The sequence below is a fragment of the Streptomyces sp. NPDC088730 genome (assembly GCF_044751215.1).
GTDB lineage: Bacteria > Actinomycetota > Actinomycetes > Streptomycetales > Streptomycetaceae > Streptomyces.
In genome coordinates, this window is record NZ_JBIVLK010000011.1 from 240,673 (window position 1) to 256,152 (window position 15,480).

Annotated in this window: 16 protein-coding genes and 1 pseudogene; 8 read left to right on the forward strand and 9 right to left on the reverse strand. The window is 72.1% G+C overall.

Annotation, left to right across the window (positions count from 1 at the left end; all coding sequences use genetic code 11):
• Positions 1–33: 33 nt before the first annotated feature.
• The 4 genes from ACIP89_RS28320 to ACIP89_RS28335 are packed head-to-tail and all read right to left on the reverse strand — an operon-like array spanning position 34 to position 3,011.
• Positions 34–648, reverse strand: a complete 615-nt coding sequence (locus ACIP89_RS28320; protein WP_401925489.1) for a GTP-binding protein — start codon at positions 646–648, stop codon at positions 34–36.
• Positions 629–1,000: a DUF742 domain-containing protein gene (locus ACIP89_RS28325; protein WP_327339999.1), complete on the reverse strand. Its 372-nt coding sequence runs from the start codon at positions 998–1,000 to the stop codon at positions 629–631. Before ACIP89_RS28325 ends, ACIP89_RS28320 begins: the two co-directional genes overlap by 20 nt.
• Positions 997–1,404, reverse strand: coding sequence for a roadblock/LC7 domain-containing protein (locus ACIP89_RS28330; RefSeq protein ID WP_024494673.1), 408 nt, complete (start codon positions 1,402–1,404; stop codon positions 997–999). The genes ACIP89_RS28325 and ACIP89_RS28330 overlap by 4 nt, the downstream gene beginning before the upstream one ends.
• Positions 1,401–3,011 carry a sensor histidine kinase gene (locus ACIP89_RS28335; RefSeq protein WP_401925490.1) on the reverse strand — a complete coding sequence of 537 codons (1,611 nt, stop codon included), beginning with the start codon at positions 3,009–3,011 and terminating at the stop codon, positions 1,401–1,403. Before ACIP89_RS28335 ends, ACIP89_RS28330 begins: the two co-directional genes overlap by 4 nt.
• Positions 3,012–3,510: 499 nt before the next feature.
• Between ACIP89_RS28335 and ACIP89_RS28340 the strand changes: the two genes are divergently transcribed.
• Positions 3,511–4,308 (forward strand): IclR family transcriptional regulator, encoded by a 798-nt coding sequence (locus tag ACIP89_RS28340; protein ID WP_401927581.1) that lies wholly within the window; start codon positions 3,511–3,513, stop codon positions 4,306–4,308.
• Here ACIP89_RS28340 and ACIP89_RS28345 read toward each other — a convergent pair.
• Both ACIP89_RS28345 and ACIP89_RS28350 read right to left on the reverse strand, forming a co-directional pair.
• Complete coding sequence (locus ACIP89_RS28345) at positions 4,256–4,762, reverse strand: MarR family winged helix-turn-helix transcriptional regulator (protein WP_401925493.1); 507 nt, start codon at positions 4,760–4,762, stop codon at positions 4,256–4,258. The two genes, ACIP89_RS28340 and ACIP89_RS28345, sit on opposite strands and share 53 nt — an antisense overlap.
• Positions 4,759–6,495 carry an FUSC family protein gene (locus ACIP89_RS28350; RefSeq protein WP_402117413.1) on the reverse strand — a complete coding sequence of 579 codons (1,737 nt, stop codon included), beginning with the start codon at positions 6,493–6,495 and terminating at the stop codon, positions 4,759–4,761. The genes ACIP89_RS28345 and ACIP89_RS28350 overlap by 4 nt, the downstream gene beginning before the upstream one ends.
• A 138-nt stretch (positions 6,496–6,633) precedes the next feature.
• On the opposite strand from ACIP89_RS28350, the gene ACIP89_RS28355 reads away from it, so the two are divergent.
• Positions 6,634–7,392, forward strand: a complete 759-nt coding sequence (locus ACIP89_RS28355; protein WP_402117415.1) for a VOC family protein — start codon at positions 6,634–6,636, stop codon at positions 7,390–7,392.
• Between the two features lie 27 nt (positions 7,393–7,419).
• Here the strand turns inward: ACIP89_RS28355 and ACIP89_RS28360 are convergent, their stop codons facing one another.
• Complete coding sequence (locus ACIP89_RS28360) at positions 7,420–7,995, reverse strand: helix-turn-helix domain-containing protein (protein ID WP_401925498.1); 576 nt, start codon at positions 7,993–7,995, stop codon at positions 7,420–7,422.
• Between the two features lie 108 nt (positions 7,996–8,103).
• Between ACIP89_RS28360 and ACIP89_RS28365 the strand changes: the two genes are divergently transcribed.
• Together ACIP89_RS28365 and ACIP89_RS28370 are read left to right on the forward strand one after the other, a co-directional pair.
• Positions 8,104–9,228 carry an aryl-sulfate sulfotransferase gene (locus tag ACIP89_RS28365; protein ID WP_401927574.1) on the forward strand — a complete coding sequence of 375 codons (1,125 nt, stop codon included), beginning with the start codon at positions 8,104–8,106 and terminating at the stop codon, positions 9,226–9,228.
• A gap of 8 nt (positions 9,229–9,236) precedes the next feature.
• A complete protein-coding gene (locus ACIP89_RS28370) occupies positions 9,237–10,586 on the forward strand; it encodes a uracil-xanthine permease family protein (protein WP_402117417.1) in 1,350 nt (449 codons plus the stop codon).
• Positions 10,587–10,691: 105 nt separating this feature from the next.
• Here ACIP89_RS28370 and ACIP89_RS28375 read toward each other — a convergent pair whose 3' ends face one another.
• The gene (locus tag ACIP89_RS28375; RefSeq protein ID WP_402117419.1) at positions 10,692–11,636 is read right to left on the reverse strand and encodes a phospholipid scramblase-related protein; all 945 of its coding nucleotides are present in this window, start codon (positions 11,634–11,636) and stop codon (positions 10,692–10,694) included.
• A 112-nt stretch (positions 11,637–11,748) separates the two neighbouring features.
• Here ACIP89_RS28375 and ACIP89_RS28380 point away from each other — a divergent pair, with 112 nt between their 5' ends.
• From ACIP89_RS28380 to ACIP89_RS28395, 4 genes are all read left to right on the forward strand, one after another.
• Positions 11,749–12,174 carry a hypothetical protein gene (locus ACIP89_RS28380; protein ID WP_401927567.1) on the forward strand — a complete coding sequence of 142 codons (426 nt, stop codon included), beginning with the start codon at positions 11,749–11,751 and terminating at the stop codon, positions 12,172–12,174.
• A gap of 81 nt (positions 12,175–12,255) precedes the next feature.
• Positions 12,256–12,903 (forward strand): DUF3105 domain-containing protein, encoded by a 648-nt coding sequence (locus tag ACIP89_RS28385; protein ID WP_401925510.1) that lies wholly within the window; start codon positions 12,256–12,258, stop codon positions 12,901–12,903.
• A 92-nt stretch (positions 12,904–12,995) separates the two neighbouring features.
• Positions 12,996–13,562, forward strand: coding sequence for a DUF305 domain-containing protein (locus tag ACIP89_RS28390; protein ID WP_402117430.1), 567 nt, complete (start codon positions 12,996–12,998; stop codon positions 13,560–13,562).
• A gap of 106 nt (positions 13,563–13,668) precedes the next feature.
• A complete protein-coding gene (locus ACIP89_RS28395) occupies positions 13,669–14,913 on the forward strand; it encodes an ROK family protein (protein ID WP_401925511.1) in 1,245 nt (414 codons plus the stop codon).
• A gap of 178 nt (positions 14,914–15,091) precedes the next feature.
• Here the strand turns inward: ACIP89_RS28395 and ACIP89_RS28400 are convergent.
• Positions 15,092–15,480, reverse strand: a pseudogene (locus ACIP89_RS28400) (xylose isomerase); the annotation flags it as partial.

Consider the following 15,480-nt stretch of genomic DNA (forward strand, 5'->3'; position numbering starts at 1 on the left):
CGCGCGGTACGGGTGCGCAGGACGCGTGGGACGTCAGCCGAGCGGGACAGCCGCGCTGTGCAGATACCGCATCAGGGTCATCAGCACATCGCGGCTGGAAGCGCGCAGCCGGGCGTCGCAGTCGACCATCGGGACCTCGTCCGGCAGGTCCAGCGCGCTGCGCAGGGCCTCGACGGGGTGCTTCGGCGCGTCGGGGAAGGTGTTGACGGCGACGACGAACGGTACGCCGCGCTCCTCCAGCCGCCCGATGACGTCGAAGCTGACCTCCAGCCGACGGGTGTCGATGAGGACGACGGCGCCCAGCGCTCCCTCGAACAGGCCGTTCCAGAGGAACCAGAAGCGTTCCTGGCCGGGGGTGCCGAACAGATAGAGGATCAGTTCCTCACTGATGCTGATCCGGCCGAAGTCCATGGCCACGGTGGTGGCGGTCTTGCTCTCCACGCCGTAGTTGTCGTCCACGCCGACGCCGGCCTGGGTCATGGTCTCTTCGGTGGTCAGGGGCCGGATCTCGCTGACCGAGCCGACCATCGTCGTCTTGCCGACCCCGAACCCGCCGACGATCACGACCTTCACCGCGGCCGTGGCCGTTCGGGGCAGGACGTCCTCGCTCCGGGGGCCCGTGATCGTGTCAGAGTTTCTGAAGTCCATGCATCACCGCTTCGAGGAGGGACCTGTCCGGGAGGGTCGCGCGGATGATCGGCGCTCGCGATTCGATCAGTTCGGTCGCGAGGAGATCGGTGAGGAGCGAGGTCACCACGCTGAACGGCAGGCTGAGGTAGGCGGAGATCTCCGCGACGGACAGGGGGGCCTGGCAGAGCCGCAGGATGACGGCCTGTTCGGGCTGGACCGTCGGTGTCGGCTGTGACTTGGAAACCACCATCGTGACCAGGTCGAGTGCGGCCCGTTCACTGCCGTCGGGATCGCCGGTGATCACGTAGAGCCGCTCCGGATCGCTCAGCGCCGGATCGACCGTGCGGCGTTCTCGTCGGATCGAACTCATCCGGCCTGCCCGTCGTGCCGGGGCGGGCTCGTCAGATGGGCGCCGATCCGTACGACCATGTCGCGCATCCGCGATCCGACGAGCCCCGCGTCGACCGTCTCACCGGCGAGCACGGCGAGATACGCACCGGCTCCGGCGGCCATCAGGTAGAAGAACCCGCCGGTGACCTCGATGACGACGAGCCGCATCCGTCCGTCGCTGTACGGGATCTCGGAGGCGACGGCCGCGGCCAGGCTCTGCAGTCCGGCGCAGGCCGCCGCGAGCCGGTCGGCGACATCGGGGTCGCCGCCGTGCCGGGCGATGCGCAGCCCGTCCGCGGAGAGCACCACGATCTGGTGGATGTCCGGAACGTCGTCGGCCAGCTCTTTGAGCATCCAGTCCATGTTGCCCCGCTGCTGGATCACTTGAGGTCCCCCTTGTCCCACGCGTCATCGGAGTCTTCGTCGGGCCCGGGTTCCCGGGGAACGCCGTTGGCGCCCTTGGTGAACGCCTCCAGCCAGATTCCGGGAGGCGGTTCCTTGCCGTTCTCATGGCCGTTTCCGTGGCCGTTGGTCCGGCCCGCGGTGGGGTCTGCGGGCTGCGCGGGGAGGTTGTGCGAACCGAGCGGTGCGCGGCCGCGGCTGCGGCGTTGCGGGAGTCCGCCGGCGGTCCACTCCGTCACCACGGGGAGTTCGTCCTCCATGGCGACCGGGGTGGCGGGGGCGGCCGGACGCGCGGCGGGGGCCACCGGGCCGGTGGCCGGACGGGCGCCCAGCGGGCTGGGCTTGCGGTGGGTGCTGCGTGCCGGGACGACGTGCTTCATGTCCGCGAGGTCGATGTCGCTGGTCGGCCGGGAGGTGGCGCCGATGCCGTGGGCGATGCCGGGCGCGGGACCGGTGGTGATCATGGAGCGGGGCACGATGAGCACGGCGCGGACGCCGCCGTACGCGGACTGCCGCAGCGAGACCTGGAGGTCGTACATCCGGGACAGCCGGCCGACGACCGCCATGCCGAGCCGCGGGGACTCGCCGAGGTCGTTCATGCTGGAGCCGGCCTGGGCCCTGGCGAGCATGTTCTCGGCCCGCGCGCGGGCCTCCTCGCTGAGGCTGACGCCGCCGTCCTCGATCTCGATGGCGATGCCGGTCTGCACCTCGACGGCGGTGACGTGCACCCGGGTCTGCGGCGGCGAGTACCGGGTCGCGTTGTCGAGGAGTTCGGCGCAGGCGTGGATGAGCGGTTCGACCGCGGTGCCGATGATGGCGACCTTGGCGATCGAGTGCAGATCGACGCGCGGGTACTCCAGGATCCGCGACATGGCACCGCGCAACACGCTGAACAGCGGTACCGGCTTGGGCCACTGGCGGCTGGGGCGGGCGCCGCCGAGGACGGCGATGGAGTCCGCGAGCCGGCCGATCAGCGCCGTGCCGTGGTCGATGCGGAGCAGGTCGTCGAAGACGTCGGGGTTGCGCCCGTGGTGCTCCTCCATCTCCCGCAGCTCACTGGCCTGCCGGTGGACGATCGCCTGGACGCGGCGGGCGACGTTGACGAAGGCGCGCTGCGCGGAGTCACGCGTCGCCTCCTCGTTGTCGATGATGTCCAGCACCGTGTAGACGAGGGAGCGCTGGGCGTCGGGCAGATGCCGGTAGACGGGGTCGGCGTCCACGACGTCGCGCAGCACCTCGTCGGGGGAGTTGCCCACCCGCAGCCGGTGGATCGCGGCGGGCAGCAGCTCCTTGCTGATCCGTACGGTCTCTTCGTCGTGGTTCGCCAGCCGGCGTTCCAGACCGCTGCAGCGGTGTTCGTACTCGGCGCGCTGCCGGCGGATCGTACGTGCGCGGCGGGCGAGTTCGGCGGAGAGCACGGCGACCACGACGGTGGCGAAGGCGCCGCACCAGACGACTGGTATCCGCGCGGCCCCGGAAACCAGCGCTACGGCTGCGGCGGTCGCGCCCGCCATCACGACAACGGGCAGCAACACGGCGCTGACGACAGGTGTTTCTCGGTCGATCGGCGGTGATTCAACACGAACCATCTAAAACCTCTGGCGGTTGACTCGGGGGATTATTCAGGAAGTACAGCGCTTGCAGGACAGTTGGGAACAAGCGCTCGAATTGGCATCAACTCGACTTCACTGCGCGTGAGCTTAGTCAGATCGAAACAGTGCTTCGGCACATTCACCCAACCCCCTGCGCGAGCTCTCCAGCGGTAATACACTCGCGGGTTTTGCACACACCGCTTCCGAGCGTGCGCGGGGAGTGACGGAGGGTGGATTTCGGAGAAATCACCCCGTCGCGTCCTGCCCTGCGGAACACGTCCGCTCACTCGCGGGACCCGGTGCGGCCTCAACGCCCCTGAGAACTAGGGTTGATGGGTACATCGGCGATCCCGGCCTCTCCGGATCGATCCAGTCCGTACCGGAGAGCGGTACAGGGGCACATGTGATCGAAGCGGATCGAAAGGAACAGATTTCTGACCGGCACGCGGGGGGAGCACACGGTCGCCGTCCGAACGAACAGAGGAACGGACAACTCATGGAGCCGACACGGGACTACACCATCGAGTCACTCGACACCGGGCTTCGGCTGCTGCGGCTGTTCCTCACGCATGACTCGCTCACCGTCTCCGGGGCGGCCGCACTGCTCTCCGTCGGCCGCTCCACCGCCCATCGGGTGCTCAGCACACTGGAGGGACGCGGCTTCGCGGTCCGGGACGCCTCGGGCCGCGGCTACTCCCCCGGTCCCGAACTCATGGCGCTGGGGCGGCCCGCCGGATTCCGCGCGGAGGACCGCGAACGGATCGGCGCGGTACTGGACGACGCGGTGCGGCGCACCGGCGAGACCGTGCAGAGCGTCACCCTCGTCGGGGACCGCATCGTCGTCACCGACGGCCGCGAGTCCGGGCAGCCGGTGCGGGTGGCGCTGGAGACGGGGCGCACCTACCCCGCGTACGCCGCATCGGGAGGCCGGATGCTGCTCTCCCGGATGGCGGCGGAACAGGTCCGCGCCCTGTATCCGCCGGAGCGGCCCGACGAGGGCGGCCACCCGGCCGGCCCGCCGTCGGCGCTGCTCGACGAGCTGGCGGACATCCGCGCGTGCGGTTACGCGCTGGGCCGCGGCGAGCCGGTGCCGGGGATGAACACGGTCGCCGTCCCGCTGGCCGGTTCCGGCCGCCGGGACCTGCTCGCGCTGATGGCCTGCGCGCCCGCGGACCGGGGTGACGACGCCGCGCTGGTGCGCCGTGCGGAGGAGCTGGCGCGGTCCGCCGCGCTCCGGACGGTCAGCGGCGGCCCCCGCCGATCCGCCCCTCCAGCTGGACCAGCAGCTCGCTGAGCTGCGCGCTGAGCCGGTCCCTGGACTCCGCGTCGAGGCCGGAGAGCACCGCGCGTTCGTAGGCCAGCTGCTGCGGCAGCAGTCCGTCGACGAGCGCGCGGCCCTCGTCGGTGAGCCGGACGTGCGCGACCCGGCGGTCCCGGGCGTCTCCGCGCCGCTCGGTGAGGCCGCGCTCCTGGAGGACGCGCAGGCGTTTGGTCACGGCCGCGCCGGAGGAGAACGTCTCCCTGGCCAGTTCGCCGGGGGTGAGTTCGCGGTCGGTGCGGCGCACCGCACCGAGCAGGTCGAACTCGGCACGGGTCAGTCCGGCGGCCCGCAGCGGGGCGTCCTCGGCCTGCTGGAGCAGGGCCGCACAGCGGTTGATCCGGCCGATGAGCTCCATGGGTCCGGTGTCCAGCTCCGGGTTGACTGCCCGCCACTGCCGTACCACCGAGGCGACGATGTCGTCGGTCACACCGCTCCGTTCTCCGGGGCCGGGGCGATCAGCCCCTGCCGTATCGCTGTCGCCGCGAGCGTACGGTGTCCGGCCTGCTCGGCGGCGAGTACCTCCTCCTGGGGGAGGTCGCGCTGCCACCATTCGCCGGCCGCCGTGTCGTCCGCTTCGCGCAGCTCGACCAGGCAGCCGGTGAGCCGACGGCGGGCGGCTTCGAGGGCGGCGGGGCTCGGACCCGGGGCCGCGAGGGTCTGTACGGCGTGGGCGCGGGCCCGTTCGGCGGCGGCGAGTGCCGTCTCCACCCGGCCCGCGGCGCGCCGGTTGGTGACGAGCATCGCGGTGAGGATTCCGGCCGCCGCGCCGATGACGGTGTCCAGGACCCGGTCGCCGATGAGTTCACCGGCCGGGTGGCTGCCGGCGTACTCCAGGACCAGTAGGGCCATCGGGGTCACCGCGACGGAGCCGAGCCAGTAGTTGCGGGTGATCAGGGCCTCCGCGGCGAAGCTGAAGAAGAGGCAGAAGCCGATCAGGGCCAGCGGGCCGGTCCGGGTTACCGGGAGAACGGCGGCGAAGACCAGGACGCCGACGAGGTTGCCGAGGGTGCGCTGGAGGGTCCGGTTCCAGGAGAGCGTGACGTTGGCCTGGAAGAGGGAGGCCGCGGTGACGATGGCCCAGTAGGGGCGGCCGACGCCGACGGCCGCCGAGAGATAGCCGGCCAGGGCGCAGCCGATGAGCGCGCGGGCCGCGATCGGCAGCAGCGGGGACCCGGGGCCGAGGCGGCGCAGCAGTGCGCGGCGCGCCTCGCCGGGTGCGGTGGGGCGCAGGGCCGTGCGTTCGGCCTCGATGCCGAAGAGCTCGGCGGCCGTTCCGGGGGCGGCCGGCGGGGTGGGCACCGGTCCGCGGGCCCGGGTCCGGGCGGCCCAGTCGCGCAGCCGGGCGGGGTCGGCGGCCACGGAGGTCCCCCCGCCGTGGGTGGCCGCTCCCCCGTCGGCGGCGGGTGTGCCCGCGGCGAGGGCGGTCTCCGCGTGCACGACGAGGCGCTCCAGCGCACGGCGTGCGGGAGTGGGGCGGCCGGCCGCGAGGAGGGTCTGCCACGCGCCGTGCACCGCGGCGACCGCGGCGCGCCGGTTGTGGTGGGCGGGGTCCGCGGCGTGGGCCGCGGCCGCGTCCAGGGCACGGGCCGTCGCGAGGCGCTCGGGCCCCTCGCGGCGGATGAGCGCGGGACCGGCGACGGTGACCAGCCAGGAGACCGCGCCCGCGCCGAGGGTCAGGGCGAGGTGACCGGGTATCTGACCCAGGTGCTGCGGGGCGAACAGGGACGCCGAGCTGACGAACGTGAAGATCAGCGGTCCGGGCGGACCGATCCGGGTGGCGTCGCAGAGCAGCTTCTGCCCGGCCGCCAGGAGGGCGCCGACGGCGATCAGCACGGCGGTCGAACCGGTCAGCGACGCGGTGACGAGCGATACCGCCAGTCCGGCGAGCATTCCGAGGACGACCCCGGCGACGCTCCGGGCGCGTCGCGCGTACGGCAGGTTGTGGCCGTACAGCGCGCAGAGGGAGCCGGCCATCGTGTACATCACGAGGTCGAGGCGGTCGATGGAGTACAGCACCAGATTGGGTACCGCCGTGGCCACGACCACGCTGGAGGCCGGCTTGAGCCAGATGTCCGAGGGCCGGGCCAGGCGCAGTGGTCCCGCCAGGGGAAGCCGGTGGACGGAGGGCTGCCGGTGCGGCCGGGTAGTTGTATCGCTCACCTATATAAGTTAACAGGTATTACACATATAAAACACTTCGATCGAGATCTCCGCTCCGATGGCCCACGACCGCGCACGGCCATAGCGTTCCTATGGCAGAGGGGATACGCGGAACGACGCACACGCGGAGGATTCAGGATGAAACTCACGGCACCGGTGCCCGGTGGTCCCTGCTGGATCGAACTGAGCACCTCCGACGTCACGGCGGCCAAATCGTTCTACGGGTCACTCTTCGGCTGGCGCTGCGAGACCGATCCGCGCGAGGAGGCGGGCGGCTACACGATGGCGCACCTCGGCGATGCCCGGGTCGCGGCGCTCAGCCCCGTCTACCAGCCGGGGCAGCCGCCGGCCTGGACGGTCTCCTTCGCCACCGGGGATGTGGACTCCTCGGCCGGGAGGGTGACGGCGGCGGGCGGTTCGCTGCTGGTCGGCCCGATGGACATCTTCGACCAGGGCAGGTTCGCGGTGGTCGCGGACCCGTCCGGCGCGGTGTTCTCGCTGTGGCAGGGGCGCGCGTTCGCGGGCGCCGATCTGTTCAACGACGCGGGCGCGCTCGGCTGGGCCGAGCTCGTGACCCGCGAGGCCGGACCGGCGCTCACCTTCTATCCCGCCGTCCTCGGCTGGACGGTCAGCGCCTCGGACACGTACCCGCAGTGGGGCATCGACGGTGCGGACTTCGGCGGCGTGCGGACGATGGACGAGAAGCTCCCGCCCGAGGTGCCGCCGCACTGGGTGCCGTACTTCGTCGTCGCGGACGTGGACGCGACGGCGGAGAAGGCGGAGGGGGCGGGCGGCGACCTGCTGATGCCGCCCACGAGCATTCCGCAGGGCCCGCGGATCGCCGTGGTCCATGACCCCCAGGGCGCCGTGTTCGGCGTCCACCGCACGGACGGATAACGGCGGAGGAATCCCCCGGCGCTCCGGTCACCCGGTCTGCTCGTCCGTCGCCTGGACGTGGTCCGCGATGCCGACCACCAGGACCCGGGTGCCCGGTTCGGTCGGGCGCCAGCGGTGGACGAGACCGCCGGCGCAGTAGAGGGTGTCGCCCCGCTCCAGCCGGTAGAAGTTACCGTCCGCCTCGACCTCGGCTCCGCCGTCCGCGACGTAGAGGATCTCGTCGTTGCGGTGTCTGAACTCCCGGCCCCAGTCGTGGTCCCCGGTGAACTCAAGGGCGTGCAGGCGCTGGTGGCCGCGCACCAGCGGGCGCATCCGGCCGTCGCCGCCCTCCCGCACGGACGCGGAGGCGCCGCGCACCACATCGACGGGGCGGGGCGCCTCCGCCGTGGCCAGCAGCTGGACCGCGGTCGTGTCCAGGGCGTCCGCGATGCGCTGGAGCGATCCCATGCTCGGCCGGGAGCGGCCGTTCTCGATCTGGCTGAGGAAGGGGGTGGAGAGGCCGGCCCTGCGCGCGACCTCCGCGAGGGTCAGCTCAAGGGCGCGGCGCCGTCGGCGAATTCCCGGGCCCACCAGTGGGGTGTCCGCCTCGCTCATCTCACTCATTCCGTGTCCCGCGTGCCGCACACCACAGCCGGCGGGGCAGTGAGCAGCCTACCGGGCCGGTTAACCTTTTAAGTCCCACCTAATAAAGTTAACCGGGAGGACCGATCCATGCCCCTCGTGGACCAGAACCAGCGACGGCGCCGCGGCACCGGACTCATAGCCCTGGACGAGGAGGCCTCCTACGGCGGGTACACCCTCTTCGCTCCGCTGACCGGCGGCGGCGAGGTGTACCTCATCGACATGCGCGGTGAGGTCGTCCACCGGTGGAACCTCCCGCACCGTCCCGGGCGGCACGCCAGGATCCTGCCCAACGGCAACCTCGCGTACAGCGGCGTCCTCCCGGACGAGCCGGCGCTCTTCCCGATGTGGCACAAGTACCGCGGCGGGATCATGCAGGAGATCACCCCCGACGGCACCGTCGTGCGCGAGCACCGCGACCGCTACCAGCACCACGACGCGTACCACTACGGCGACGGCCGGCTGCTGTACACCGCGCTGGAGCCGCTGACCGGCGAGGCGGCCGCCTCGGTCCGGGGCGGGGTCCCCGGCTCCGAGCCGGACGGCACGGTCTGGGCGGACACCATCGTCGAGGTGGACGCCGAAGGCCGCACGGTCTGGGAGTGGAAGGTCTCGGAGCACCTCGACCGCGAGGACTTCCCGCTGCATCCCGACTACTCCCGCGAGCACTACCCGCTGATCAACAGCGTGCTGCCGACCAGCGACGGCAACATCCTGGCGAGCCTTCGCTCGGCATCCGCGGTGATCGTCATCAGCCGGGAGACCGGCGAGATCATCTGGCGCAGCGAGCCCGGTGTCGTATCGCAGCAGCACTGCCCGACCGAGCTGGAGAACGGCAACTTCCTGGTCTTCGACAACGGCGTCTTCCGCCCGCACTGGGACGTGCCGTTCAGCCGGGTCATCGAGATCGAGCGGTCGAGTGGCACCATTGTCTGGGAGTACCACGACCCGGCACGCGAGTCGTTCTTCGCCCCGTTCATGGGCAGCGCCCAGCGGCTGCCGAACGGCAACACGCTCGTGACGGACTCTCCGGCCGGACGGCTCTTCGAGGTCACCCGGGACGGCTACCTGTGCTGGGAGTACATCGTGCCGTTCTTCGGCGGCTACCAGGAAGAAGAAGTGCGCAAGCTGTTCCCGTCCGAGCCCAACGCCGTGTTCCGCTCCTACCGCTACTCGGCCGGGGAGCTCCCCTGGCTCGACGTCCCGAAGGGCTGAGCCGGACCATGGCCTCCCCCGCCCCCGACGCGGCCGTCAGCGCCGGACCCGTCCCGTCCGTCGCACCGGTCGACGAGCGGCTGCCACTCCCCCGGCTGGTCCCGCTGGCCTTCCAGCACCTGCTCGCCGGGGTCGCCGCCCCCGTCTCCTCCGTGATCCTGATCGGCACGACGCTGTCGCTGACCGCGTCCCAGACGGCATCGCTGCTCAGCGCCACGCTCGTGCTGTGCGGTATCGGGGCACTGCTCCAGTCGCTGGGCGTGCGGGCGCTGCGGGTCGGCGCCCGGCTGCCGTTCCTGATGCTGCCGGGCGGTGCGGCGGTGGCGATCTTCCTCCAGGTCGCCAAGGAGCACGGGCCCGCCACGGCCTCGGGCTCCGTGCTGATCGCGGCGGTCTTCCTGATCGCCGTACTCCCGCTCTACGGCCGGCTGGTGCGGTTCTTCCCGCCGCTGGTGATGGGCACCACGGTGGTCCTGATCGGGATCAACATGATCAAGATCACCGCGCCGATGATCGCCTCCGGTCCCGGGCTCGGTTTCGCCACGCTCGGCATCATCGCCCTGTTCTTCCTGTTCATGCGCGGTGTCTGGCGGCAGATGTCGGTGCTCTTCGGTCTCGTGGGAGGCACCGTCGTCGCCGCGCTCAGCGGTACGGCGTTCCACATGGCGCACGGCAGCACGTTCGCGCTGCCGGACCCGTTCCCGTACGGCACGCCGCATTTCGATCTGCTGGCCGCCGTGCCGCTGCTGGTGTTCGCGCTCGCGTCGCTGGCCGAGGCGACCGGGCAGACCGTCCTGAACAGTGAGGCGGTGGGACGGACTCCGGACCCGGCCCGGGATGTCCCGCGGATCTCCCGCGCGGACGCCGTGACCTCACTGGGCGCCGGGATCTTCGGTACGTCGCTGATGGTGACCAGCGCGGAGAACATCGGCATCGTCCAGCTGACCCGGGTGCGCAGCCGGTTCGTCACGGCGGGCGCGGGGGTGCTGCTGATCCTGTGCGGTCTCATCACGCCGCTCACCCGGCTGCTCGCCGCCGTCCCGGAGCCGGTGGTCGGCGCGGCGGGGCTGATCATCTACGCGGTGATCGCGACGATGGGGTTCGGCATGCTCAGCCGGGAGGACCTCACGCACGGCACCAACGGCATCGTGGTCGCGCTCGCGCTCTGCGTCGGGCTCCTGCCGGTCTTCGCCCCCGAGATGTACGCGGGGATGCCGGTGTGGGCCCGGACCGTCTTCGGCAGCGGTGTGGCCGCCGGGGCGCTGGCCGCGGTGATCCTCGCGGCGGTGTTCGCCAGGCTGGGGCCGCCGGACCGGGAGCGGGAGCCGGAGCCGGAGCCGGAGCGCACGGCGGACTGAGCACGGCGACCGCCCGCGCCCGCGCGGACCGGACACAGACGGCCGCCCGCGTCCCTCACCGTGTAGGTGCGGGGCGCGGGCGGTCCCGCGTACGGGCCGCGCGGCTCAGCCGAGGCCGCGGGAGTCCTGCTTGAGGGCGGTGTCCACGGTCAGCGCCGTGGCGACGACCAGGCTCAGCAGCGGCTCGGGCAGCTGGTAGTGGATCTGCAGCACGTAGTTGTCCGCCGTGGTGAACAGCGTCTTGGCGAGGCCTTCCCAGGTCTTGGTGATCCGGGCTATCTCGGCGTCGTTGTGGTCCACGATCGCGAAGTTCCAGGCGCGCCAGTTCTCCGCCTTGATCGCGCCGACCTGCTGCCCGTCGACCATGATCGCGAAGTTGATCTTGCCGATGGCGTTCTGCTGGACGATCTCGCCGACCGGCTGCCCGTCGGGGCGCTGGACGATGACCTTGGACTTGATGAACTTCGCCGGGCGGGTGAGCAGCAGCTGCGGCTGACCGTAGGCGTCCCGGATCTCCAGGCGGTGGGTCATGTACTGGTCGATGCTGCTGAGGAACCGCACGACCTTGCGGAACGCGCTCTGACCGACCTCGACGACCGAGCCGACGGTGTTGCCGTGCTGGTCGAAGACGCTGTACTCGTTGGTGACCTCGATCAGCTTGGCCTTCTGGTTCACCACCAGGACCTGCTGGTTGAAGAGCGAGCCCGCACCCGGGCCGCCGCCCTGCTGGGGGTGGGCGCCCTGCTGCGGCATCGAGGCCGGCTGCTGGGCGGGAGCCGGCCGCTGGTGCTGCGGGGCCGCCTGCTGCTGATACTGCTGCTGGGCCGCCTGCTGCTGGTTGTGCTGCGGGGCCTGCTGCTGGTTGTACTGCTGGGCCTGCTGCTGCGGCACCTGCGTCTGAGCGGGAGCCTGGCCCTGGGCCGGAGCCTGCTGGCCGCCCGCCGGGTTGGTGTGCTCGGTCCACTGGGAGCCGTCCCAGTAGCGCAGCAGCTGGGGCGCGCCGTGCGGATCCGGATACCATCCCGCAGATACGTTCGAGTGCGTCGTCACCGGGGCACACTATCCCGCCACGCCCTGGGCGGAACCCCCTCCCCGCACATCCACAGCTTCTCAGCACCCCTCCGCACTCATTGAAAGTTCACACACCGCTACGATGTCCGGGATGAACAGGCTGAGTGGACGGACCGTCCGGGTGCGCGGCGCCCGCGTCCCCGTGCTGCTCGGCTGGCTGCTGGTGCTGCTCTCCATGGCGTCGTGCTGCTCGTTCAACTCCGCGGGGCCCGCCGCAGACCCGCATCACGGCACCGTCCCCCTCAGCGCCTTCCACTCCTTCACCCCGGCAGCGGTGGCGGACGAGGCACGCGTCGTGGTGGCCGACGCCCCGCGGAACCGCGGGAGTTCCTGCCACGTCGCACCCGACGACGCCACTCCGGTCCTGCTGCCCGCCCCGCCCGCACCGGCCGCGCTGCCCTGCGCACCGGCCGTCCTCCCGGCCGGCTCCCTCACCGGGGCCGCCGGCATCCGGGGCCCCTCCAACGACGCCGTCGGCGACGTCGACCATCTGCGCCTCCAGGTTCAACGGATCTAGCGGCAGCGCCTGTCCCCCCTCCCGAGGGGGCTCATCCGTCTGCCCGCACACCGTCCGGCTCACCGAACCAGAGGACCCGCCATGGCCTCCGCCAAGAAGCACCCGCCCGTCAACGCCCGCCGCGCCAAGCTGGAGGAGGCCCGCCGCAAGGAGCGGGCCCGCGAGCGCCGCAGCCGCGTCATCACGATCACCGCCGCCGTCGCCGTCGTGGCCGGCCTCGTCGCGGGCGGCGGCTACCTGATGAACACCGCCGACAAGAAGGACGAGGCCGAGACCGCCGCCAAGTCCTCGCCCGTCCAGGGCGAGAAGAGCTGGGACAAGCTCGGACGCGAGCATGTCGACAAGAAGGTCGACTACCCGATGAACCCGCCGGTCGGCGGCGACCACAACCCGGCGTGGATGAACTGCGACGCCGACGTCTACACCGAGGCGATACCGAAGGAGAACGCGGTCCACTCACTGGAGCACGGTGCCGTCTGGGTCACGTACAACACCAAGGCGGCGCCCGCCGACGTCAAGAAGCTCGGTGAACGGGTCTCGGCCACCCCCTACTCCCTGATGAGCCCCGTCGAGGACCAGGCCGCCCCGCTGATGCTCAGCGCCTGGGGAAAGCAGGTGACCGTGAAGAGCGCCTCCGACGCCAGGGTGGCGCAGTTCTTCACGAAGTACGTCCAGGGCCCGCAGACCCCCGAGCCCGGTGCCGCGTGCAGCGGCGGGATCGCCAAGTGACCCCCTCCGCCGGGTCCGCGGACCGCGCGTCCCGCCCGCTGGTACTGGCCGGCGGCGCGTTGCTGCTGCTCGCGCTGGCCCTGGTCGCGCTCATGCTGGCCCGCCCCTCCGCGTCGGCCCCGGCACCGGACGCGGAGGCGGCGTCCGCTCCCGCCGAGTCCTCCGCCGACGTGGGATTCGCCCGTGACATGGCGGTCCACCATCAGCAGGCGGTCGAGATGGCGTTCATCGTCCGGGACCGGACCACCGGTGCGGCGGTGCGCAGGCTCGCGTTCGACATCATCAACACCCAGGCCAACCAGCGCGGCATGATGCTCGGCTGGCTGGAGATGTGGGGCCGCGCGAAGAGTTCGCCCGGACCGCCCATGGAGTGGATGGGCCACACCGTCACCCCGCGCGGTGACGGGGCGCTGATGCCTGGCATGGCGACCCGCACCGAACTCGACGCGCTGCGCGGGGCGAAGGGCAGAGACGCGGAGGTCCGGTTCCTGCGGCTGATGACGGCGCACCACCGCGCCGGTGCGGACATGGCACAGGCCGCCGCGGCCGCCGCGGGCACCGACGAGATCAGGAACATCGCGTCGGGCATGGTGGCGGCCCAGCGCTCGGAGGTCGCGCTCATGGCGGACATGCTCAGGGAGCGCGGGGCAACCGGCTGAGCCCCGCCGGCCCCGGACACACCCCTTGAACTGGGCGTGGCCGGGGCCGGCGGCTACCGCATCCGGACCGTACCGGTGTACGGGATCGCATAGGCTCGGCACCGATATGAAGAGCAACCTCACGCCGCTGGGGCCCAAGGCCGACAAGGACACCGTCCGGCGCAGCAACCTCAGCCTCGTGCTGCGGGCCGTCCGTGACGAGGGCGAGGGCGAGGCGACCCGGGCCGGGGTCGCCGCGCGGGTAGGGCTGACCCGGGCCGCCGTGTCCTCGCTGGTCGAGCAGCTGCTCGACAGCGGGTTCCTGACGGAGTCCGGCAAGACGTTCAGCGGGCAGGCGGGCCGGCCCGGCACCGCGCTCAAGATGGCCAGGACCGGTCCGGCCGGGCTCGGCGTCGAGGTCAACATCGACTATGTGTCGGTGTGCGTCGTCGACCTGGCCGGCACCGGCCGGGTCCGGCTCACCGAGCACCTCGACAACCGGGGCGCGCCCCCCGCGGAGGTGCTGGCGCGGGCGGCCAGGATCGCCGCGCGCACCCTGGAGTCGGCGGGCGAGCAGGAGCTGTTCCCGGTGGGTGTCGCGCTGGCGCTGCCCGGACTGGTCTCGGGCGGCGCGGTGCGCCAGGCCCCGAACCTCGGCTGGAACCAGGTCCCGGCGCAGGAGCTGTTCGCGGCCGCGCTGGCCGAGGAGCGGCCCGGTCGCGAGGCACTGACCGTGAGTTCGGAGAACGAGGCCAATCTGGCGGCGCTGGCCGAGCTGTGGTTCGGCGGGCTGGACCGGATCCGGAGCTTCCTGTACCTCACCGGAGAGATCGGCGTCGGCGGCGCCCTGGTCATCAACGGCGAGCTGCTGCGCGGGGCGCACGGCTTCGCCGGCGAGATCGGGCACGTGGTGGTGGACTCGCGGGGGCCGCAGTGCCGCTGCGGTTCGCGCGGCTGCCTGGAGCAGTACGCGGGCCAGGCGGCGCTCCTGCGGGCCGCCGGTATCGAGGAGACCGGCAGCGGCACGGCGGTCGCCGAGCTGGAGCGGCGCACCCGGGCGGGCGACGAACGGGCGGTCGCCGCCGTCGCCGGGGCGGGCCGGATGCTGGGCCGGGTGCTGTCCGGGGCGGTGAACCTGCTGGACCCCGACGCCGTCGTGCTCGGCGGGATCTACCGGAACCTGATGCCGTGGCTGTCGCCGCCCGTGGACGAGGAGCTGACGGACCGGGTCGTGTCCGGGCTGTGGTCCCCGGGCAGCGGCCGGCTGCGCGCCTCGTCCGTCGCGGGTGACGCGGCACGGGGCGCGGCGGCCCTGGTCATGACGGACGTACTCGCGGACCCGGTGGCGTACGCGGGCCGCGGCACGGCCTGAGGAGCGCCGCGGACCCGGCTCACGTCGCGGGGGTGGCCCGCGTCCCGGACCCAGCCCGCGTCGCGGGGGCGGACGCACCCGGTGGGCACGTCCCAAGGGGCGCGTCCCAGCAAGCGCGTCCCAGCAGGCGCGTCCCAGCAGGCGCGTCCCAGCAAGCGCGTCCGCCCCCGCGACGGGCTCAGCGGACGCCGAGCAGGTGGTCCATGGCGAGCTGGTCCAGGGCCTCGAACGCCATGCCGCGCTCGGCCGCGGCCGTCACGTCGAAGTCCTCGTACGCGGAGCGGTCGGCCAGCAGCCCGGCCACGCCGTCGGCGGCGGTGGGCAGCGCCAGCTCGTCCAGCCGGGAGGCGCGCAGCGCGTCCTGCACCGCCGGGTCGGCGCGGAAGGCGGCGGCCCGGTCCTTGAGGATCAGGTAGTTGCGCATGCAGCCGGCGGCCGAGGCCCAGACGCCGTCGTAGTCCTCGGTCCGCGGCGGCTTGAAGTCGAAGTGGCGCGGGCCCTCGTAGCCGGCCGTCTCCAGCAGGTCGACGAGCCAGAAGGCCTGGCGCAGGTCACCGGCGCCGAAGC